We start from the raw sequence: 21,335 nt of genomic DNA on the forward strand, positions 1-21,335 counted from the left end.
GTGGTTAAACAGTTTGTTGCCGTTGATTAATGAGCGTTCGATGTGACCTGACGCCCTGCAGCACGGTCCCAGATAACCGCCAGAACCAGTGCAACAACGGTAGGCATCAGCCAGGCCAGGCCCTGCTCGGACAGCGGCAGACGCTGTGTCCAGGCTGGCAGAATTTCAGCGAACGCTGATGCTTTAATCCCGTCAAGGATACCAAAAATCAGGCTGATAAACATGGCTGGCGCAATAATTCGTGAGGAGTTATGCCACCACGGACGGGTGAAGCTCAGCACAACCAGCACGATGCACGGCGGATAGATTGCCGTCAGCACCGGAATAGAGACCTGAATCAGGTGGCTCAGACCGAGGTTAGACACCGCCATGGAGAAGATACCGAGAATAAACACCAGGGTACGGTAAGAGAGCGGCAGATACTGCGCAAAGAACTCTGCGCAGGCGCAGGTCAGGCCAACCGCTGTTACCAGACACGCCAGGAAGATCAGCGCCGCCAGCAGCATGCTGCCCGCCCCACCGAAGGTGTGCTGAACGTAAGCGTGCAGGATAGCCGCACCGTTCGCGTTCTGATCAACCAGCATCGCGCTGTCAGAGCCCAGGCGGAACAGCGCCAGATACAGCAGCGTCAGGCCCACACCGGCCATCAGGCCAGCCCAGATGGTATAACGGGTCAGCAAACGCGCTTCGGTCACGCCGCGGGAACGCGCGGCGTTAACGATAACGATACCAAACACCATCGCGCCCAGCGTATCCATCGTCAGGTAGCCGTTCACAAAGCCGTTAGAGAACGCGGCGTTTTTATAGGCATCCATCGCGTCGCTAATCGGGCCGGCTGGCCAGATGATGGCCGCCACGGCCAGCACGATCAGCGCTACAATTTTCAGCGGCGCCAGGAAGTTACCTACCGTGTCCAGCAGCTTGCCCGGATAGAGGGAAACCAGAATCACGATGGCGAAATAAATCAGGCTGTAGATGAACAGCGGCATCGCGCCGTCGCCGGTCAGCGGGGCGATGCCCACTTCGAAGGAAACAGTCGCGGTACGCGGGGTGGCAAACAGCGGACCAACGGCCAGATAGCAGACGGTAGCCAGCAGAACGCCAGCCACTTTGCCAATCGGGGTGCTAAGGCTATCCACGCCGCCACCGACTTTCGCCAGTGCGATAACGGTCAGTACCGGCAGGCCCACGGCCGTAATCAGGAAACCGAACGCGGCGGTCCAGACGTGTTCACCCGCCTGTAAGCCAACCATTGGAGGGAAAATGATGTTGCCTGCGCCAACGAACAGCGCAAATGTCATAAAGCCCAGCGCGATAATGTCACGCGATTTTAAGTGATGGGTCATAAAACCTTACTGCCTGTGGATGTGGTGTTGAAAACGTTGAGATTTTTCGATTTCCCTGACGGGACGATACAGCCGAAAATTTGCTCAATTTCAGCGGGAAATGCTCCCGTCCTGGCGTGGAGAAGAATAGTTTTTCGATTTACCACGCAAATACAGTCGGTCTGACAGTATCTGGGGGGCAATTTAAACGCTTATAACGTTTAAAGGCAAGGAGGGATCGCAAAACCAGAACAATATGCCAGTATGAAAACGCGCACCAGAACAATGCGCTAATTATAGGAAAAACCCATGGCTAATCATGCGAACAAAAAACAGCCAACCGTATAAAATTCACACGCGTTTCGCTTGACTGCAAAGCAAACGGGCCAGCGATGGCTGACCCGTGGAAAGGTAAAATGACACGCCTGCCGTCAGGCGCTCTTTTTGGCAATTAATCGTTCCGGGATAACGAAACTAAAGCGGGTTCCCTTACCCAGGGTACTCTGGATATCAAGACGGCTTTCATGGTGATTCACCGCGTGTTTCACAATCGCCAGCCCCAGGCCGCTTCCCCCCGTCTGCCGCGATCGCGCTTTATCCACCCGGTAGAAGCGCTCGGTCAGGCGCGGAATATGCTCCGGGGCGATCCCCGGCCCGTTATCCTCAACGCTAAACTCGGCGCCTGCCGGCGTATGCTGCCAGCGCACCACGATATCCGTTCCTTCCGGCGTATGGTTTACCGCGTTGTACACCAGGTTGGAGATGGCGCTACGCAGTTCATCCTCGCTGCCCAGCACCTTCAGCGTGTTGTCGACGTCAAAGGTCAGCTGATGTTTTTTATGGCTTAACGTCTGCGCTTCACGCTCGACGACGCGCAGCATCATTGGCACATCAATGGTCTCATTCAGCGCAAGAGAAGGCGCCGCTTCAATCTTTGACAGCGTCAGCAGCTGCTTCACCAGCCCTTCCATACGGTGCGTTTGCTCGCGCATCGTATGCAGCGCTTTTTCACGCGGCGCGCCTTCCAGGGTTTGCTCCTGCATCATCTCCAGGTAGCCCTGCAGCACGGTCAACGGGGTGCGTAGTTCGTGGCTGACGTTGGCGAAGAAGTTACGACGCGCCCCTTCCAGCTGGTGCATCTGGGTGACGTCGCGCGCCACCATCAGCCACTGGCGATCGCTGTAGGGCATCACGCGGATTTCCAGATGGCGACCGTTATTCAGCTTCAGATTGTGGGGACGGGTGAAATCACGCTTTTTCAGATACAGCGTGAACTCGGGATAACGCAGAAGGTTGAGGATGTTCTGACCATTGTCGTCCGGCCAGCGCAGGCCCAGCAGCTGTTGCGCAAGCCCGTTACACCAGAAAATAGTTCCTTCTTCTGTCGTCAGGATCACCGCATCCGGCAGCGACTCTGCGCCGCTGCGAAAGCGTTTGATCAGGCTTCCCAGCTCGCGGCGACGCTTTTTATTACGCATCTGCATCTGGTGCAGGCCGTACAGCAGCGGCTCCCAGCTGCCGCTTCCCGGCGGCGGGGTCATACTGCGGTCCACCCACAGCCACCAGGAGAGACGCAGCAGGTTCCAGAAATGCCAGGCTAACAGCCCGGTGACCGCCGCCAGCAGAAACCACGGCAGATGCCCAAGTAAGGCCCCCAGAAGAAGAGCCGGAATACAGCATAAGATCAGTTCAAAGACGAGCCTTTTCCATGACAGACGTTCCAGCACGCGTCACACTCCTGTCATTATTCAGAAACGGGTCGAGAAACGATAACCCGTACCGCGGACCGTCTGTACCATGCGATCGTGGCCGCTCAGTTCCAGCGCTTTTCGCAGGCGGCGGATATGTACGTCAACCGTCCGGTCTTCGACATACACGTTAGTTCCCCAGACGTTATTCAGCAACTGCTCGCGGCTGTAAACGCGTTCCGGATGGGTCATAAAGAAGTGCAGGAGTTTAAATTCGGTAGGCCCCATGTCGAGGGGATTTTCGCCGGTCATCACGCGGTGTGACGTTGGGTCAAGGCTGAGGCCCTGCATCTCGATCACCTCTTCCACCGCCATCGGGGAAATACGGCGCATGACGGCCTTAATGCGGGCAACCAGCTCTTTCGGGGAGAAAGGCTTGGTAATGTAATCGTCCGCGCCGGTCTCCAGACCGCGCACGCGATCCTCTTCCTCTCCGCGCGCCGTGAGCATCACCACCGGGATGTCGCGGGTCAGCGCTTCACGCTTCAGATGTTTGATAAACTGCAGTCCGGAGCCGCCGGGCAACATCCAGTCAAGCAGAATCAGATCGGGCCAGGGTTCATTCAGCTGGTTCACCGCGCTGTCATAATCTTCCGCTTCAACCGGCTGGAAGCCATTTTGTTCGAGCACGAAGCACACCATTTCACGAATTGGAGCTTCATCTTCTACGACCAGAATACGTCTCGCCATACTTTGCCCTGTCTTATCTTATTTAAGTTACAAGTTTGTAATGCGGCGCCATTATGCGTCAGATTTATGACAGATTTATGAAAAACAGTACCACTATAAATGGCAAACTGTTGTTTTATTACAGCGGTTATTTTCCTCTCCCTGACAGTTTATAATCGCCCGCATCGTTTTTCGCCACGGATCTCCTATGCGCATACTTCACACCTCGGACTGGCATCTGGGTCAAAATTTTTACAGCAAAAGCCGTGCGGCTGAACATGAAGCGTTCCTGAACTGGCTTCTGAAAACGGCCCAGGCGCACGAGGTGGATGCCATTATTGTGGCGGGTGACATCTTTGATACCGGTTCGCCGCCGAGCTATGCGCGTGAACTGTATAACCGCTTCGTGGTGAACCTGCAGCAGACCGGCTGTCATCTGGTGATTGTCGCCGGTAACCATGACTCCGTCGCCACGCTCAATGAATCCCGCGACATCCTGGCGTTTCTCAATACCACCGTGGTCGCCAGCGCCGGGCACGCGCCGCAGATCCTGAAAAAACGCGACGGGTCGCCGGGCGCGGTACTGTGTCCGATTCCCTTTTTACGTCCGCGCGACATCGTGCAAAGCCAGGCGGGACTGTCGGGCGCGGAAAAGCAGCAGCATTTATTGCAGGCCATCACCGACTACTATCACCAGCAGCACGCGGAAGCCTGTGCCCTGCGCGGTGAACAGGCCATTCCGGTCATTGCCACCGGGCACCTCACTACCGTCGGGGCCAGCAAAAGTGACGCGGTCCGCGAGATCTATATCGGTACGCTGGACGCCTTTCCCGCGCAAAACTTCCCGCCCGCGGACTACATCGCACTCGGGCACATTCACCGCGCCCAGGTCATCGGCGGCTGCGAGCATATCCGCTACTGTGGCTCCCCTATTTCGCTCAGCTTCGATGAAACCGGAAAAGCCAAATCCGTGCATCTGGTGAGCTTTGATGAGGGCAAACTCAGCGCCGTCGAGACGCTGGAAGTGCCGGTCACCCAGCCGCTGGCGGTGCTGAAGGGCGATCTGGCTGCCATCACCGCCCAGCTTGAGCAGTGGCGTGGCGCTGAGCTTAACCCGCCCGTCTGGCTGGATATTGAAATCACCACCGATGACTACCTGCACGATATGCAGCGGAAAATTCAGGCGCTGACCGAAGAGTTGCCGGTTGAGGTGCTGCTGGTGCGCCGCAGCCGCGAGCAGCGCGAGAAAATTCTGCTCGGCGCCCAGCGCGAAACGCTTAGCGAACTGCGCGTAGAAGAGGTGTTCGAGCGCCGACTGTCGCAGGAAGAGCTCGATGATGCGAAGCGCGTCAGGCTCAACGAGCTGTTCAGCCATACTCTGCACGCCCTCAATGACGAGGAAGAAAACGCATGAAAATTCTGAGCCTGCGCCTGAAAAATCTCAACTCCCTCAAGGGCGAGTGGAAAATTGACTTCACCGCGGAGCCTTTTGCCAGCAACGGCCTGTTTGCCATCACTGGCGCAACCGGCGCGGGTAAAACCACCCTGCTCGATGCCATCTGCCTGGCGCTCTACCACGAAACCCCGCGCCTGAATAAGGTCTCTCAGGCGCAAAACGATCTGATGACGCGCGATACCGCCGAGTGCCTGGCGGAAGTGGAATTTGAGGTGAAAGGCGTTGCCTATCGCGCATTCTGGAGCCAGAACCGGGCGCGCAACCAGCCGGACGGGAACTTGCAGGCACCGCGCGTGGAACTGGCCCGCTGCGAGGATGGCAAGATTCTGGCCGATAAGGTGTCGGATAAACTGGAGCAAACCGCGGCGCTCACCGGGCTGGACTACGGCCGTTTTACCCGTTCAATGCTGCTCTCGCAGGGGCAATTTGCCGCCTTCCTGAATGCCAAACCGGCCGACCGCGCAGAACTGCTGGAAGAACTCACCGGCACCGAAATCTACGGCCAGATTTCCGCGATGGTGTTTGAGAAACACAAAGCCGCCCGCAGCGTGCTGGAAAAATGCGAGGCGCAGGCGGCGGGTGTCGTGCTGCTCAGCGAAGAACAACAGCAGCAGTTGCAGCAAAGTTTGCAGGCACTTACTGACGAAGAGAAAACCCTGCTGGCCCAGCAGCAAAGCCAACAGAAAGATTTTCAGTGGCTTACGCGTCATGACGAGCTCGTGCGGGAGCAGCAGCGCGTTGCCGCCCTGCAGCAGCAGGCGCAACAGGCGCAGGCGAACGCGGCGCCGGAACTGGCAAAACTCCAGCTTGCCCAGCCCGCCGCCCAGCTTCGTCCGCTCTGGGAGCATCAGCAGGAGCAAACCGCACGTCTGACGCAAACCCAGCAGCGAATTAACGAAGTAAATACTCGCTTACAGACCAAAACCGCACTGCGCGCGCGGATCCGCAATACCGCCCTGCGTACCCATGAGCGACTACAGGCCGAACTGACGGCGCTGGGACAGTGGCTGGCGGAGAATGAGCGTTATCGCCTGCTGGGCCAGGAAATTGCCGGCTGGCGCGCCCAGTTCTCACAGCTAAACCGTGAAAAAAGTCAGCTCGTCGCGCTTGCTACGCGGATGACTGAGCTACGTCAGAAGCTGGCTGAGATGCCGGAAAATACGCTGACGCTGACGGCGGATGAGGTCAGCGCGGCCATGGAGCAGCAGTCCCGGTCCCGCACGCTGCGCCAGCAGCTGACGTCGCTGCATGCCCGCTATCAGCCGCTGCAAAAGCGCCTTAGCCAGAACGGTGAAAGCGTGCAGAAAGCCCAGGCGGAGCAGAGAAAGCTCAATGAAACCCTGGCGCTGCGCCGCCAGCAGTACAAAGAGAAACACCAGCACTATCTGGACCTGAAAGCCCTTTGCGAACGTGAAGCGACGATTAAAAATCTGGAAAGCTATCGCTCACGGCTTGAGGCAGGCAAACCCTGCCCGCTGTGCGGCTCCCACGAGCATCCTGCCGTGGAGACCTACCGGTCGCTTGAGCTGACGGATAACCAGCGTCGCCGTGATGCACTCGAAAAAGAGGTCGCCGCGCTTAAAGAGGAAGGCCTGCTGGTACTGGGACAGGTTAATGCCCTGGCTCAACAGATCCAGCGTGAGACAGACGAAGCGCAGGCCTTGTCTCAGGAAGAGCAAGCGCTCACTAAAGCGTGGCTGGAGGCGTGCGCGTCTTTGAATATCGCTTTGAATATTCAGGAGGATATCGCGCCATGGCTGAACGAGCAGGAACACTACGAGCGCCAGCTTTATCAGCTCAGCCAGCGTCTGACCCTGCAAAACCAGCTGAACGAGCAGGAAGCGCAGGAACGCCAGTATCAGCAGCAGCGCACCGCAACGCGCCAGGCACTGGAACATACTCTGCTCGCGCTCTCGCTTAGCGTTCCCGAAGAGGGCAATGAAGCCGACTGGCTGCACGCCCGCGAAGCGGAATTTGCCCACTGGCAGGAGAAGCAAACGCAGCACGGCGTGCTTCAGGAACGCGTGAGCGCGCTGAAGCCGCTGCTCGACACGCTTCCGGCAACACACGGTGAAGAGGCTGAACCGGCCATTCCTGATGACTGGCGCGACATCCACAATGAATGCGTGTCGCTGCAAAGCCAGCTCGCCGCCCTGCAGCAGCAGGAGGCGCTGGAGCGCGAGCGCCTGCAGCAATCGCAGACGCAGTTCACCGCGGCGCTCTCCGCAAGCTGTTTTGCCGATCGGGATGCATTCCTTGCCGCGCTGCTGGATGACGATGCTATTCGCCGCCTCGAACAGCTGAAACAGTCGCTGGAAAACCAGATACAGCAGGCCGCGGCCCTTTCCGGCCAGGCTAATCAGCAGCTGCAGGCGCACCTTGCGCTGCGCCCGGAAGAACTTGACGCGGATGCGTCTACCCTGCAAAGCCAGCTGCAGCAGCTGGCGCAACGGCTTCGTGAGAACACCACGCATCAGGGCGAGATCCGCCAGCAGCTTAAGCAGGACAGCGATAACCGCCAGCATCAGCAGGCGTTAATGCTGCAAATTGAAGAGGCCGCGCGCCAGACCGACGACTGGGGCTATCTCAACGCGCTGATCGGCTCCAGCACCGGCGACAAGTTCCGCAAGTTCGCTCAGGGGCTGACGCTGGATAACCTGGTCTGGCTCGCAAACCAGCAGCTTAACCGCCTGCACGGCCGTTATCTCCTACAGCGTAAGGCCAGCGAGGCGCTGGAGCTGGAAGTGGTCGACACCTGGCAGGCCGATGCGGTGCGCGATACGCGCACGCTCTCCGGCGGCGAGAGCTTCCTGGTGAGCCTTGCGCTGGCGTTAGCGCTTTCTGACCTGGTCAGTCACAAAACGCGGATTGATTCCCTGTTCCTGGATGAGGGATTCGGCACGCTCGACAGTGAAACGCTGGATACCGCGCTGGATGCGCTCGACGCGCTGAACGCCACCGGGAAAACCATCGGGGTGATTAGCCACGTCGAGGCGATGAAAGAGCGCATTCCGGTGCAGATCAAGGTGAAGAAGATCAACGGACTGGGGTATAGCAGGCTGGACAGGGAGTTTGCGGTGGGGTGAGTGTTGGGTCGATTCGGTCTGGTGCCCTCTCCCTGGCCCTCTAAACATCAAAAACGGCAACGCAAGTTGCCGTTTTGCGTTTATTGCGGCCATAACCACGCCGCGCCGCGCACGCCGCTGGAGTCGCCATGGACGGCTTTGCGGATCGGGGTTTCGCACTCGCCGCCGAAGACCCACTGTTTCAGCAGATTTGGTACCGTGGCGTACAGCCGGTCAACGTTGCTCATGCCACCGCCGAGCACAATCACGTCCGGATCGAGAATGTTCACTACGTGCGCCAGCGATTTCGCCAGACGCATTTCGTAGCGGCTAAGTGCCAGTTCGGCCACCGGATCCTGTTCTTCCACCAAACGCATAATCTCGTTCCCCTTGAGCGGCTGGCCGCTCAGGCGGTGGTAGTCGGTTGCAAAACCGGTGCCGGAGATAAAGGTCTCAATACAGCCCTGCTTGCCGCAGTAGCACGGCACCTCGGCGCGGTATTTGAGTTCATCTTCATCCATCCACGGCAGCGGGTTGTGCCCCCACTCACCCGCCGTGCCGTTGCCGCCGATATGTGAACGTCCGCCAAAGGCCACGCCCGCGCCGCAGCCGGTACCGATAATCACCGCAAACACGGTCTGCGCTCCTGCGGCTGCACCGTCAACGGCCTCTGAGACCGCCAGGCAGTTAGCGTCATTCGCCAGACGCACTTCCCGGTTCAGACGCTGGCTCAAATCCTTATCAAACGGCTGACCGTTGAGCCAGGTAGAGTTGGCGTTTTTCACCACACCCGTATAAGGCGAAATGGAGCCGGGGATCCCCATCCCGACCGTGCCCCTCTCGCCCGTCGCCTGCTCGGCCATATCAACCAGCCGGGCAATCGTCTCGATCGTCTGGTGATAATCATCGCGCGGCGTCGGCAGACGGTGGCGGAACAGCTGTTCCCCCTGCTCGCTTAATGCGATGACTTCTGTTTTGGTGCCGCCCAAATCAATCCCAATACGCACAAGACTCTCCTCATTATTTTGATTATCAACAGAGTAGAAGCACGCTTCCCGATTAGCAATGCAAGCGATGCGACAATTCGTTATCATGCCCGCTGATTTAACGACAAGGCCGTGGAAATTATCATGCTGTGGTTCAAAAATTTGATGGTTTACCGTCTCAGCCGCGACGTTTCGCTGCGCGCAGAAGAGATGGAAAAACAGTTAGCCGCTTATAGCTTTTCCCCTTGCGGTAGCCAGGATATGGCGAAAACCGGTTGGGTTCCGCCAATGGGTTCGCAAAGCGATGCACTGACCCACGCCAGCAGCACGGGTCAAATCATCGTCTGCGCCCGCAAAGAAGAGAAAATTCTGCCCACGCCGGTGGTTAAGCAGGCGCTTGAAGCAAAAATTTTCAAGCTGGAAGCCGAGCAGGGCCGCAAGCTGAAAAAAACCGAAAAAGATTCGCTGAAAGATGAAGTGCTGCACTCTCTGCTGCCGCGCGCCTTCAGCCGCTTCAGCCAGACGATGATGTGGATCGATACCGTTAACGGGCTGATCATGGTGGACTGCGCCAGCGCCAAAAAAGCGGAAGATACGCTGGCCCTGCTGCGTAAAAGCATCGGCTCTTTACCGGTCGTACCGCTGGCGCTGGAAACGCCGATTGAGCTGACCCTGACCGAGTGGGTCCGCAGCGGTACCGCGGCGCAAGGTTTCCAGATCCTGGACGAAGCCGAGCTGAAAGCCCTGCTGGAAGATGGCGGCGTGATCCGCGCGAAAAAGCAGGATCTGGTGAGCGACGAGATCGCCGTACACATTGAAGCGGGCAAAGTGGTCACCAAACTGGCGCTCGACTGGCAGCAGCGCATTCAGTTCGTGATGTGCGACGACGGTTCCGTGAAGCGTCTGAAGTTCTGCGACGAGCTGCGCGATCAAAACGAAGATATCGACCGGGAAGATTACGCCCAGCGCTTTGACGCGGACTTTATCCTGATGACCGGCGAACTGGCCGCGTTAATTCAGAATCTGGTGGAAGGTCTCGGCGGCGAAGCGCAGAGATAATTTCCCCTCACTCTGATCCTCTCCCCAAAGGGGAGAGGAAAGACGATTATTTCAGATAGCGGCACAGATAAGAGGTCGGTTCAGCGACCTGCAAATGAAATTCGCTGTGGCCAGGGACGTTGAAAACTTGTCCGGCAGCGTAAACTTTCCATTCCGTTTCACCCGGCAGTAAGACGTTCAGCGCGCCGCTGACCACCGTCATCTCTTCCGCTTCCGCCGTGCCAAAGGTGTATTCCCCTTCAGCCATAACGCCCACACTGGCGCGGCCAGTGCTGCTGCTGGTAAAACCGATGGATTTCACTTTACCGGAAAAGTATTCGTTACTTTGAAGCATGAACTGGCCCTTATATTCAGAGATAAAAATTCACTATAGGGGCCATGCTCATCACCTGTCACGCAAAATCATTACGTCAGAAGTTCTGAGGCCAGGCGAGCCATCAGAACGTTGGATAACAGCACCGGCACGTCCAGCGCCTTTTGCAGTAAATCCCGGTGATGCTGGTGAAAACCAAGACAGTCCAGAATCAATACATCCGCCCCTCTCTCCAGCAGCTCCTTCCCGGCAGCAATGAGTTTAGCCTCGCTGTCCCAGAAGGGGTTTGCCAGCGCATACAGGGGCGTTTTTTCGAGCACGTGCCACTTTGCTTCCTGGTTGTCCATAAGCTCCTCGATGGGCACAATGACCCCCACCTGATGCCCGTCAACAATGGAGGCTACCAGCGGAGGAATAATGCGCATCGGCTCAAGCAAAATCGCATTGCGCGCGATGAGTCCCTTAATGGGGGCGGTGCTCATTAGCAAAATAACGTCATATTGCTGATTATCGAGTACTTCTATTACTGCCTGTAGCGAACGCTCAATTTTCTGCCGAGAAACATGCGCCAGTTTACCGTCGCTTAATAACGTCGCCAGGGGATCCTCCCCCGCCTCTACAGCGTAGTCTTCCATGACCTCTTCCCGGCTCATCTTACCCAGCAGGCTGAGATGCGTGATCTGTTGTTCAGATACATGCTCGGTTAAGAGCGGTAACACTTCGCTTACAGGGACCACACCAATGGTGAGGATCGCCAACGTTGCCTTCATCTTCTTCGCCTTCCATCACTACAAAAACGTATACACAGGTACAGGCTCTCTACGCTGTACAGTTCGTTTTTTCAACAAAACAGCACCAAGCGTAGCAGGCGATCTCTGCCCTGAAATGTAAAGATCGCCTGCCGGTAACGGAGCTACCTGTAATAACTAAATATTAACTCCTGCTTAACATTTGCGATGAGTAAAAAGTGTGATTCAGGCACGGTATTGGAGCGTTTAGGAAAACATTCACGACTTTTCGGGATCTTCGTAGCGCCGTTTGGCATCCAGCGCTTCCTGTTCAGTCTCATGTTCACTGATCAGCGAGTCCGGTTTGGGGTGATCGGCACGCAGCTGGTACCAGGTGACGGTCTGGTCGCCATTGCCTTTTTCAACGGTAACAATACGTGCTTCGCGCGGATAGGGAGGTCTGGTTGGCATAGCTCATCCTTTTTTTATGTCTGAGCTATCAGTATAGACGGCGGTTAGCTGGCACACGCCAGACGCAGGGCGGTAATAATCTGAATTACCACATCTTCCGGGGCCGCAGAGGCATCCACAACATGGTGTGCCGCTTCACGGTAGAGGGCATCACGCTCGGCCAGCACTTCGCTCACCTCTTCGCTGAGCGGTCGTGACGTCAGCGCCGGGCGTTGTCCCTCTTCAGGAAATGCTTCAAGTCGCCCTACCAGAGCCGCCACCGGCGCGCAGAGATAGATCACAATGCCTTTTTCGCGCATAAAGTGACGATTACATTCGGCCAGAACAATACCGCCTCCCGTCGCAATGACGGCTGACGGCGTGGTGACCGCTTTCAGCGCGGCCGTTTCGCGGGCGCGAAAGCTTTCCCATCCCTCTTGCTCCACGATGTCTGCGATGGTTTTGCCGGCCTCGGTCTGAAGCCAGTGGTCGGTATCAACAAACTGACGATGACATGCGCGTGCCAGTTCCACACCAACGGTGGTTTTCCCACAGCCGCGGGGGCCAACTAAAAAGATGGGTTGGGTCATAGCCAGGTGTTCCCCTTGATGCCGAATGGCTGAAGAGTGTAAAGAAATAATTGCAGAAGATGTGTCGAATACTTTACTGCAAAGCGGTACGGGATGACAACCCTGTGGAGGCCACACTGTACCACATATTGACAATAATTATCATTACGCCGTACGGCGCTTCACTTCCAGCAGCCATTTATCCAGTTCGGCAGCAAACTGCTGGCGATCGCGCTGGGACAGGCTATCCGGTCCACCGGTCTGCACGCCGCTGGCCCGCATCGTATCCATAAAATCACGCATAGTGAGTTTTTCCCGGATGGTTGAAGGCGAATAACGTTCGCCGCGCGGATTGAGCGCCGCCGCCCCTTTCTCCAGCACTTCCGCCGCCAGCGGAATATCGGCAGTGATGACCAGATCTTCCGCGCTGCACAGACGAACAATTTCATTATCCGCCACGTCGAACCCGGCCGGCACGCGGAGGGAGCGAATGAACCGCGAAGGCGGGACGCGAATATTCTGGTTCGCCACCAGCGTCAGCGGCATCTGAACGCGCTCGGCGGCGCGGAATAAAATCTCTTTAATCACATTCGGACACGCGTCCGCATCAACCCAAATCGCCATGTTGTCTCCCCATAATGACTCTGCCGACTATTGTCGCCTGCATTTCGTTGTTAAGCTATCAATCAGAGAAAACAACGCATAATGACGGAGAATCATGATGGACAAGAAAATCGGGTTTATCGGCTGCGGTAACATGGGCAAAGCCATCCTGGGCGGCCTGATCGCCAGCGGGCAGGTTCTGCCGGGTCAGATTTGGGTTTATACCCCGTCACCGGATAACGTCGCCGCGTTGCGCGATCAATACGGGATCAACGCCGCCGAAAGCGCGCAGGAGGTGGCCCAGGTTGCCGATATCGTCTTTGGTGCCGTTAAGCCGAACATCATGATCAAAGTGTTAAGCGACATCACCTCCAGCCTGAATAAAGAGACGCTGGTCGTGTCGATTGCCGCAGGCGTGACGCTCGATCAGCTGGCGCGCGCGCTGGGCCACGATCGTAAAATCGTCCGCGCGATGCCGAATACCCCCTCACTGGTCAACGCCGGTATGACCTCCGTCACCCCTAACGCGCTGGTGACTTCAGAAGAGGTGGCGGACGTGCTGAACATTTTCCGCTGCTTCGGCGAGGCGGAAGTGATTGCAGAATCCATGATCCATCCGGTGGTCGGCGTGAGCGGTTCAGCCCCCGCCTACGTTTTCATGTTTTTAGAAGCGATGGCGGACGCCGCCGTGCTTGGCGGTATGCCGCGCGCGCAGGCGTATAAATTCGCCGCGCAGGCAGTGATGGGCTCCGCCAAAATGGTGCTGGAGACCGGTAAACACCCGGGTGAACTGAAGGATATGGTCTGCTCCCCGGCCGGTACCACCATCGAAGCGGTGCGGGTGCTGGAAGAACGCGGGTTCCGTTCTGCGGTTATCGAAGCGATGGCAAAATGCATGGAAAAGTCAGAGAAGCTGAGTAAATCCTGATGTCTGGCCGGGCGTCAGGCGGCCACTTCGGTGCGGCCGCGCCCGGCATTTTTCGCCTTATACAGCGCCACATCTGCCGCCTTCAGCCATTCCCGATAGTGTACAAACTGCGGCCCCCAGGGGGCCACGCCCACGCTGATGCGCAGACGCTCCTTCGGCGCACACGGTAACGACAGCGTCTCCAGCCGCGCGTGAACCCGCGACATGACGGCGATGGCGCTTTCAGCGGCCGTCTGGGACATAATCACCGCGAACTCATCCCCGCCAAACCGGCCTATCGCATCGCCTGACCGTACCGACATCTGAAGCTGGCGGGTAATGGCCACGATGGCCTTGTCGCCTGCGTCGTGCCCCCAGGTATCGTTGATGTTTTTAAAGTGGTCGATATCAATCAGCAATATCGTGGCGGTGCAGTGGCTCCGGCGACAGTGCTCAAATTCATTACGCAGCAGCATTTCCCAATGTCGGCGGTTAAAGACCCCGGTCATACCGTCACGGGTGCTCATCATTTCCAGCCGCCGCTTATGTTCCGCCAGCCTGACGGCCGTTCGATGGCTAAGCCAGGCAAACAGCATGGGATAAAGCATAAGGACAGGAAGCGTTAAGCCCCACTCCAGCCCCCCCGGATTAAAGGGCAGCGCTCTGCCAGCAAGCGGTAACGTAAGCAGCGCAGTAAGCAGGGTGAGCACGATCCCCGCGATAAAAAGGCGGCAGCCGCCAGAGCCCATCATGTTCATCCCCACCATCATCACCAGCGCCGCAGTGGGTAATACATACATCCCCATCACGCCGATCCAGACCCCGGCGATAACGGCATCCATCTTGAGGTTAAAAATTTCCTGCTGATGAGGTGAAGCGGCGCGGCAGGATAACTGCCAGGCAAAGTGCGGCCAGATGAATGCCCACCCCACCAGCAACAACCACCAGCCGCCGGGTAAAAAATGGCTGACCAGAATTTCCGCCACCGGGACAAACATCGCCGCCAGCCCGACAACGCGCGCCAGCCGGGCTCGCCTGGCAAACTGGATGCCGGTACGGTGAGGGTCATCCTGAGAAAGGGTTAAACTCCACTCTTCCCGAATGCGCTTTTTGTAGTAATAAATGTCATCATTCATCATTTTTGGGAATATTCTGAAACATTTTCCCAAATTATAGAGAGGGGGTCTGCGGGGAAAGTATGAAATTTCGGGTGAGCCGCCGGAGCCGCTCACCCGTTAGAACTACACTTTTTTCTTCAGGCAGGCACTCATGAACTTGCTGCGATCGTCGCCCTTGAGGGACTGTTCTGTTGCTTTCGCATTACACTCGCGCATTTTTTGCTGCTGCGGCGTCAGGCTTTTTTCGCCGGGTTTCGCGGCGCCGTTTTTCAGGCAGTCGCTCATGTAGGTTTTACGTGCATCCCCCTTCAGACTCTGGGACGTCGCCTGTTGATTACAGGTGGTCATGCGTTGCTGTTGCGGCGTTAATGTTTTTTCTTCCGCGTTCGCCGAGGAGATCAGGAACAGGCCGGAGAGCAGAGTAACCAGTAATGTTGTTTTCATTGCACCATCCTTTTGTGAACATTCCCTGTAAGTCTGGTTCGTGACAGGAAAAAAACCACCCGGCAGATGTGATTTCGGCCGGGAATTTATCATTTCAGTTCCAGCACGCAGGAATTGACGGTATCAGCATAAATGGCAGGGGTAATTAACAGGGAATGTAACGCGCTAAAAAGCGCGCTCTGTTTCAATTTATTTTCTTCATGTACAAATACAAAAATAAAACAGAGCGACTCCAGGCATCCTGCATGACAATCCTATGACATGTCAGTAACGGCTTAACTGCGCGGATGCCTCAACAGCTTCTTTACGTATTGCTGCAGCAACTCGGCATCTTGTGGCGGAACCTGCGTATCGGGCCGCGCCTTATCCAGCGCGCCTTCAATGCTTTCAATTAACGCCTGCTGATCCGATGTTGCCATCTGCCGCAGCAGTGCGGTGACAACTATTTCCAGCGCTTCGACCTGGGCGACCAGCTCTTTCGACTCCTCTTCCTTTTGTGCAAGCTTAACCAGCAACTCAGCAATGAGATTTTTCATCGTGCTATTTCCTTATGGGATTTCCTCTGAAATTAACACCAGGAATGAAATATGCAAAGCGGAGAAAAGTATTATCTTATGCAAAAGTGACATTGCCGCCAAATTAGCGCAGCGATCTTTTCAGCGAAACGTTTTCCTATAAAAAAACGCCGCATTTTGTTATATAAAAATGCGGCTACCATAAGAATATATAATACATCTGCGAAAAGATTATTTCGCTGATTTCGCCTCCGCTAATTGCCTGCGGCGACGCAGGGCAATAGCCAGCTGGATAATATTGATTAAAACGACAATCGCCGTCGCGGCAAATACCCAGCGAAAACCCGCCATTGCAGAAACGGACGCACCAATAAGCGGACCGGCGACGTTGCCTAAATACATAAACGACTGGTTATAGCCAAAAATACGCCCCGTGACCTGGTCGCTGGAATATTTGACCAGCAATGTCTGTACGGCGGGCAACATAGCGCCATCCGCAAAGCCGAGTAAAAACCGCAGCACGCCCAGCTGAAGCGGAGAGGTAACAAACGACATGGCGAAAAAGAGCACCACCGCAAATATCAGCGTCGCCATCAGGATGCGCGCCGTGCCGATCCTGTCGCCCAGTTTTCCCAGACGCGGGGCAGAGATCAGCGCGGAGACGCCCGGCACGGCGGCAATCATGCCGCTGAGAAAGGCGATATTGTTGCTGTCCGGCTCCATCGACTTGATAAACAGCGCCAGAATCGGGCCGACCGAACCGTTGCAGAGCTGGATCACCATGGTGGTGACAAACAGGCTAATCACAAGTCCCGGGTATGGCAGCGAGGCGAAGACGGCCTTGCCGCTCAGGCGCTCAGATTTACTGATAACGGGGCGGCCCCCCTCTTTGATAAGAAAGAGCGTAACCAGAAAGCTGATCACCAGCAGGATTGCGGTGATGATGAATACCGCGCGCAGACCGACATGGTCAGCCAAAAAGCCTCCCAGCAGCGGGCCGCCGATAACGCCGCTGATCTGGGCGGTGGAGAGCGTACTCAGCGCCCAGCCGCTGCGCTCGCGCGGCACCTGAGAGGCAACCAGCGCCATGGCGTTGGGAATATACCCGGACGTCAGCCCCATCACCGCCCGCAGGAAAAACAGCTGCCAGACGTTGGTGACGAAGGCCTGGAGCAGAATAGCAATCGCCATCCCGAGGGAGGCGCGCAGCAGCATCAGCTTGCGCCCTTTCCGATCCGCCAGGCTGCCCCACATCGGTGACACAATGGCGGAGACCAGAAACGTGACGCTGAACGTCAGCCCGGACCACATGGACAGCGCTTCGTGGGAGCTGACCCCCAGCTGTGACACGTACAGCGGCAGGAACGGCAGGATCTGGCTGATGGCAAGCCCGGTGAAGAAGCAGCCGAACCAGACCGAGATGAGATTAACTTTCCAGGATTCCATACAGAAATAGTCTTCATTTTTAGGCGAATTCGCCGTCAGATTAGCAAGTTACGCGTCTTAACGTCGCACCAGAGATGCGGCCTCGCTGACTTTGGTGTTTTATCTTCCCAGTCATCATATTTGCGAAATAAGTCACAATTCATCCATTTTCTGGCGGAAGATTATGCTTCAGCGGCAGAGACCAAAGCCGCGCATTCCCAGATGAAAATGGCTGGCGTGCGCCGCGTTATATTCCGGCCCAAGACCGTTTCCGTAGTAACCGCAGCTTGCCGCCAGCAGAGCCTTCAGCCAGGGCTGCGTTTTTGCCGATTTCCAGCCGTTAAGTACCATAACGCGCTCTCCGTTCGCCAGCCGAAAAGCGGCGATATCCAGCGCCTCTGCCGTGGCATGCTCGCTGCGCCGCGCATCGGGCCGGTGGTAGATATTGCGGCAGGCAAAGCTCCCGAGGTGCTCAATGCGCGTCAGTTCACTGCCGGTAAAGCGTTTAGTCAGGGGCCGGGCCTGCTGGCTGACAAACTGGGCTGAGCTGAGCGCCAGCGGACAGCTGGCAAGAAAACTGCCGTTCAGGCTCACCGGGCCAAAGTCACGCACGCGCACGACGTTGTTCAGCGGGCACTCCCCGCCGCTGTCAGCGACCGCCTGCGTGCGGATCAGTTTTTTTTGATTAGCCTGCGCTAACAGGCTCGCGCAGGCTTCGGGCGTTAAGTGCCGCAGCTTATACTGGGTAATGCGGCCAGGCGGGTCGTCCAGGTTCAGCGGCGTGAAAGGGTTGTAGTAAGACGGCAGCCAGCGATAGCCCGCCGTTGCGATTGCCCCAAGGATGAAAATGGTCAGCAGCGTTTTTCCTTTCACTCTCCCCCCTCACTGTTCCCCAAAACATTATGGCAGAAGGCCGCGAAACCCGCAGGGCATCGTGGTATGTTATTGGCTTTTCGTCAGACTGGAAGAGAGTGAGATGGCAAAGCAGCGCGTAGGTATTGTCTTTGGGGGAAAATCAGCGGAGCACGAGGTGTCATTGCAATCGGCTAAAAATATCGTCGATGCGATCGATAAAAGCCGTTTCGACGTGGTGCTGCTGGGCATTGATAAACAGGGCCAGTGGCATGTTAACGATGCCAGCCAGTATCTGCTGAATGCCAACGATCCGGCACACATCGCCCTTAATCCTTCGGAAATTAGCGTCGCCACCGTACCCGGCGTCGTGAAGGGTCAGCTCATCGACGCCGGCAACGCGCAGGCTCTCGCCCAGATCGACGTGGTCTTCCCCATCGTGCACGGCACCCTCGGCGAAGACGGTTCCCTGCAGGGAATGTTACGCATGGCCAACCTGCCGTTCGTGGGCTCGGACGTGCTGGGCTCCGCCGCCTGCATGGACAAAGACGTCACCAAACGCCTGCTGCGCGATGCCGGGCTGAATATCGCGCCGTTCGTGACGCTCACCCGCGCCAACCGCGACAAGCACAGCTTCGCGCAAATTAGCGCTGAACTGGGTCTGCCGCTGTTTGTGAAGCCAGCCAACCAGGGCTCCTCCGTGGGCGTCAGCAAAGTCACCACCGAAACAGAGTTCACGCAAGCCATCCGTCTGGCGTTTGAGTTCGACCATAAAGTGGTGGTTGAGCAGGGGATCAAAGGCCGCGAAATTGAGTGCGCGGTGCTGGGCAACGATTTCCCACAGGCCAGCACCTGCGGTGAAGTGGTCTTAAACAGCGACTTCTACTCGTACGACACCAAATACATTGATGATAAAGGCGCCCAGGTTGTTGTTCCTGCGGAAATCGATCCGGCCATCAACAATAAGATCCGGGCGATCGCCATTCAGGCCTATCAGACGCTCGGCTGCAGCGGCATGGCGCGCGTGGACGTGTTCCTGACGCCGGAGAACGAGGTGGTGATCAATGAAATCAACACGCTGCCGGGTTTCACCAATATCAGCATGTATCCAAAACTGTGGCAGGCCAGCGGGCTTGGCTACTCTGAGCTGATCACCCGCCTGATCGAGCTGGCGCTGGAGCGTCATGCCGCCGACAGCGCCCTGAAAAGTTCCGTTAACGGCTAATCGGCACCCTTAGCCGTCTCCTCCGCTGTCGTCTCTTCCGGACGGCGGCGGATTATCAGCCCTGCCAGCCAGAAACTGATTACCCAGGTCACCAGGCCCACGGCATAGGTTTGCCAGCCTTTCGCTTTAAATCCCAACAGCCCCACGACGCCGTTAAGAATAAAGATCAGCCCGATAGCAAAGGCGTAGTAGTGCCAGTCACGGCGAAGTTTAGACGTGAGCTTCATAACAACTCCGGCAGGAAAAAAAGACATCCTCTCACAGTTTCACCGCCAGGTCTGTGGCAGATGCGGAAATTCTGAAATGCGGTGCAGTTTCATTTAAGTTAACAAATTGTGACATGCTGCAGAAATCAACAATCCAGGAGAAATCCTGAGCGAAAATTACCACGATTCTGATATTGACAAATGCGATGACCTGTCAAACTCACCCCGTAAGACGCGTATTAAAACAGAGTGATATTTCGGGAGGTCAACATGGCTGACTTTACATTGTCGAAACCGATTTTTGGCGGCAAACCAAAAACCTCCACGGCGGGTAATATCGCGTATGCCCTGTTTGTCCTGTTCTGCTTCTGGGCTGGCTCACAGCTGCTTAATATGCTGGTGCATGCGCCGGGCGTTTATGAACACCTGATGCAGGTGCAGGATAACGGACGCCCGCGGGTTGAAATCGGGTTTGGCGTGAGCACGCTGTTTGGCCTCGTTCCCTTCCTCGCGGGGTGTATGATTTTAGGCGTTGTCGCGCTCGTCCTGCGCTTTCGTCGTCGCCATTAAAGCCCCATACAGCGAGCCCGGCGATCGTCCACGCGTTTTGCGAACCATGCGGTGGTCAGGTTACGCGTGATCTTCGGGCTTTCCAGCTGAATCCCCGGCAGAATTGCCCTCGGCAACGTCTTCCCACTCTTCTTATCGGCAAGCGCAAACACTTTCTTGTAGAGATCCGTTTTCTCAAATGCCAGGCTGTCGCCTTTCTCAAGCTGACGGCGAATGTCGCTGTTGCTCATATCAAGCGTTGTCGATAATTTCCGGATCGCCCGCTCGGTGCTTCCCGCCTCGCTGCTGCCGTAGGCGATAAGATCGCCGTCCAGCGCCAGCTTGACGCCGCTTGCGCGGCTAACCGCGCTCTGAAACGCCGCGTTACGGCTGGCATACCAGCCCGCGTTAAAGTCTGCAAAGCGGTACAAGGGTTCGCTGTAGTTCGCCGGATAGTTCAGCAGATGATACGTGCCGAACCACAGCCCGCCGCGCAGGGAGAAGACCTCCTGACGCACCGTACCGTCAATTTCCCACGGGTAGCCGTCGGTATGCTTCTCGGCAAACGCAATGCTCACCTGCATCGGGCCGCCGGTGTGAACCGGGTTCAGTGAGCCAAACAGTTTCTGCCCCATCGGCACCATGTTAATGAAATCATCAAAGATGGCGCTGAGCTGTTTTTCGGTTTTCACCGTGTCCAGCCGCTCGCTGTAGCTTTTGCCGTTTGGCGAAGTGATTTTCAGCGCGGTATGCACGAGGAATACCGGGATATGCATCGATTCCGCGCGGCGGTCGATCTCTTTCCAGGCAATTTTGTTGAGACCCGGCACCGCCGGGTCTGACTGGTACATCGACTCCTGCTGCGCCACCGCCAGCACCGAGCAGATATTCTCCTCGGTTGGGGCAATCTTCTGGCTTTCAAAGGTTTTTGCCAGCGCATCCGCCCACGCATTGCGATCCTTCACGCTGGCGGGCATTTTTTGCCGCACAACGCTTGCGACATCCACGGGCTTCTCGCCCTTTTTAAGCGGAGCAGCCCCTTTTTCGGCACAGCCCGCCAGAACGAGGGCAGCCAGCAAGGACAGCGGTAACGCACGCGGTACGGCAAAAGACATAGCAACTC

Annotated in this window: 22 protein-coding genes; 6 read left to right on the top strand and 16 right to left on the bottom strand. The window is 56.7% G+C overall.

The genetic code is table 11. The features are described 5' to 3' along the window. Positions 1-26: 26 nt before the first annotated feature. From brnQ to phoB, 3 genes are all read right to left on the bottom strand, one after another. Positions 27-1,346 (bottom strand): branched-chain amino acid transporter carrier protein BrnQ, encoded by a 1,320-nt coding sequence (gene brnQ / locus ACTJI7_RS07305; protein ID WP_028012134.1) that lies wholly within the window; start codon positions 1,344-1,346, stop codon positions 27-29. 410 nt (positions 1,347-1,756) lie between these two features. Further along, a complete protein-coding gene (gene phoR, locus ACTJI7_RS07310) occupies positions 1,757-3,052 on the bottom strand; it encodes a phosphate regulon sensor histidine kinase PhoR (protein ID WP_136486519.1) in 1,296 nt (431 codons plus the stop codon). 21 nt (positions 3,053-3,073) lie between these two features. Beyond that, complete coding sequence (gene phoB / locus ACTJI7_RS07315; protein WP_008503265.1) at positions 3,074-3,763, bottom strand: phosphate response regulator transcription factor PhoB; 690 nt, start codon at positions 3,761-3,763, stop codon at positions 3,074-3,076. A gap of 187 nt (positions 3,764-3,950) precedes the next feature. Here phoB and sbcD point away from each other — a divergent pair, with 187 nt between their 5' ends. Both sbcD and sbcC read left to right on the top strand, forming a co-directional pair. Then, a complete protein-coding gene (gene sbcD / locus ACTJI7_RS07320) occupies positions 3,951-5,156 on the top strand; it encodes an exonuclease subunit SbcD (RefSeq protein WP_192979058.1) in 1,206 nt (401 codons plus the stop codon). Continuing rightward, positions 5,153-8,284: an exonuclease subunit SbcC gene (gene sbcC / locus ACTJI7_RS07325; RefSeq protein ID WP_063155367.1), complete on the top strand. Its 3,132-nt coding sequence runs from the start codon at positions 5,153-5,155 to the stop codon at positions 8,282-8,284. The genes sbcD and sbcC overlap by 4 nt, the downstream gene beginning before the upstream one ends. Positions 8,285-8,364: 80 nt before the next feature. On the opposite strand, the gene mak is transcribed toward sbcC, so the two are convergent. After that, complete coding sequence (gene mak / locus ACTJI7_RS07330) at positions 8,365-9,270, bottom strand: fructokinase (protein WP_063155368.1); 906 nt, start codon at positions 9,268-9,270, stop codon at positions 8,365-8,367. A 123-nt stretch (positions 9,271-9,393) separates the two neighbouring features. On the opposite strand from mak, the gene rdgC reads away from it, so the two are divergent. Further along, entirely contained in the window at positions 9,394-10,308 is a 915-nt protein-coding gene (gene rdgC / locus ACTJI7_RS07335) for a recombination-associated protein RdgC (protein ID WP_014882739.1), read from the top strand. A 46-nt stretch (positions 10,309-10,354) separates the two neighbouring features. Here rdgC and ppnP read toward each other — a convergent pair whose 3' ends face one another. The 5 genes from ppnP to ACTJI7_RS07360 all read right to left on the bottom strand — a co-directional run bounded on the left by ppnP (position 10,355) and on the right by ACTJI7_RS07360 (position 12,992). Further along, positions 10,355-10,642 (bottom strand): pyrimidine/purine nucleoside phosphorylase, encoded by a 288-nt coding sequence (gene ppnP / locus ACTJI7_RS07340; RefSeq protein WP_008503270.1) that lies wholly within the window; start codon positions 10,640-10,642, stop codon positions 10,355-10,357. A 71-nt stretch (positions 10,643-10,713) separates the two neighbouring features. Beyond that, the gene (locus ACTJI7_RS07345; RefSeq protein WP_028012129.1) at positions 10,714-11,391 is read right to left on the bottom strand and encodes an AroM family protein; all 678 of its coding nucleotides are present in this window, start codon (positions 11,389-11,391) and stop codon (positions 10,714-10,716) included. A 237-nt stretch (positions 11,392-11,628) separates the two neighbouring features. Then, a complete protein-coding gene (gene yaiA / locus ACTJI7_RS07350) occupies positions 11,629-11,820 on the bottom strand; it encodes a protein YaiA (RefSeq protein WP_003859135.1) in 192 nt (63 codons plus the stop codon). Positions 11,821-11,864: 44 nt separating this feature from the next. Further along, on the bottom strand, positions 11,865-12,389 hold the full coding sequence (gene aroL, locus ACTJI7_RS07355; protein ID WP_028012127.1) for a shikimate kinase AroL: 525 nt from the start codon (positions 12,387-12,389) through the stop codon (positions 11,865-11,867). 144 nt (positions 12,390-12,533) lie between these two features. Then, positions 12,534-12,992, bottom strand: coding sequence for a YaiI/YqxD family protein (locus tag ACTJI7_RS07360; RefSeq protein ID WP_010428006.1), 459 nt, complete (start codon positions 12,990-12,992; stop codon positions 12,534-12,536). A gap of 97 nt (positions 12,993-13,089) precedes the next feature. Here ACTJI7_RS07360 and proC point away from each other — a divergent pair, with 97 nt between their 5' ends. Next, positions 13,090-13,899 (top strand): pyrroline-5-carboxylate reductase, encoded by an 810-nt coding sequence (gene proC / locus ACTJI7_RS07365; RefSeq protein WP_041911103.1) that lies wholly within the window; start codon positions 13,090-13,092, stop codon positions 13,897-13,899. 14 nt (positions 13,900-13,913) lie between these two features. Here the strand turns inward: proC and adrA are convergent, their stop codons facing one another. The 5 genes from adrA to ACTJI7_RS07390 form a co-directional block, all read right to left on the bottom strand. Beyond that, a complete protein-coding gene (gene adrA, locus ACTJI7_RS07370) occupies positions 13,914-15,017 on the bottom strand; it encodes a diguanylate cyclase AdrA (protein WP_219258456.1) in 1,104 nt (367 codons plus the stop codon). A 102-nt stretch (positions 15,018-15,119) separates the two neighbouring features. After that, positions 15,120-15,440, bottom strand: coding sequence for a phosphate starvation-inducible protein PsiF (gene psiF / locus ACTJI7_RS07375; RefSeq protein WP_041911105.1), 321 nt, complete (start codon positions 15,438-15,440; stop codon positions 15,120-15,122). Positions 15,441-15,715: 275 nt separating this feature from the next. Beyond that, positions 15,716-15,976 carry an anti-adapter protein IraP gene (iraP, locus tag ACTJI7_RS07380; RefSeq protein WP_049001853.1) on the bottom strand — a complete coding sequence of 87 codons (261 nt, stop codon included), beginning with the start codon at positions 15,974-15,976 and terminating at the stop codon, positions 15,716-15,718. A gap of 210 nt (positions 15,977-16,186) precedes the next feature. Continuing rightward, positions 16,187-17,401, bottom strand: a complete 1,215-nt coding sequence (locus ACTJI7_RS07385) for a multidrug efflux MFS transporter (protein WP_440669957.1) — start codon at positions 17,399-17,401, stop codon at positions 16,187-16,189. A 168-nt stretch (positions 17,402-17,569) separates the two neighbouring features. After that, a complete protein-coding gene (locus ACTJI7_RS07390; RefSeq protein WP_440669959.1) occupies positions 17,570-18,253 on the bottom strand; it encodes an extensin-like domain-containing protein in 684 nt (227 codons plus the stop codon). 103 nt (positions 18,254-18,356) lie between these two features. Between ACTJI7_RS07390 and ddlA the strand changes: the two genes are divergently transcribed. Continuing rightward, positions 18,357-19,457, top strand: a complete 1,101-nt coding sequence (gene ddlA / locus ACTJI7_RS07395; RefSeq protein ID WP_440669961.1) for a D-alanine--D-alanine ligase — start codon at positions 18,357-18,359, stop codon at positions 19,455-19,457. Here the strand turns inward: ddlA and ACTJI7_RS07400 are convergent. Further along, positions 19,454-19,684 (bottom strand): DUF2754 domain-containing protein, encoded by a 231-nt coding sequence (locus ACTJI7_RS07400; protein ID WP_440669963.1) that lies wholly within the window; start codon positions 19,682-19,684, stop codon positions 19,454-19,456. The two genes, ddlA and ACTJI7_RS07400, sit on opposite strands and share 4 nt — an antisense overlap. A gap of 249 nt (positions 19,685-19,933) precedes the next feature. On the opposite strand from ACTJI7_RS07400, the gene ACTJI7_RS07405 reads away from it, so the two are divergent. Beyond that, on the top strand, positions 19,934-20,233 hold the full coding sequence (locus ACTJI7_RS07405) for a DUF2755 family protein (RefSeq protein ID WP_014882725.1): 300 nt from the start codon (positions 19,934-19,936) through the stop codon (positions 20,231-20,233). On the opposite strand, the gene ACTJI7_RS07410 is transcribed toward ACTJI7_RS07405, so the two are convergent. After that, entirely contained in the window at positions 20,230-21,327 is a 1,098-nt protein-coding gene (locus ACTJI7_RS07410) for a DUF1615 domain-containing protein (RefSeq protein ID WP_126326894.1), read from the bottom strand. The genes ACTJI7_RS07405 and ACTJI7_RS07410 overlap by 4 nt on opposite strands. Between the last annotated feature and the right edge of the window lie 8 nt (positions 21,328-21,335).

The sequence above is a fragment of the Enterobacter sp. 22499 genome (assembly GCF_052044815.1).
Classification (GTDB): Bacteria; Pseudomonadota; Gammaproteobacteria; order Enterobacterales; family Enterobacteriaceae; genus Enterobacter; species Enterobacter bugandensis.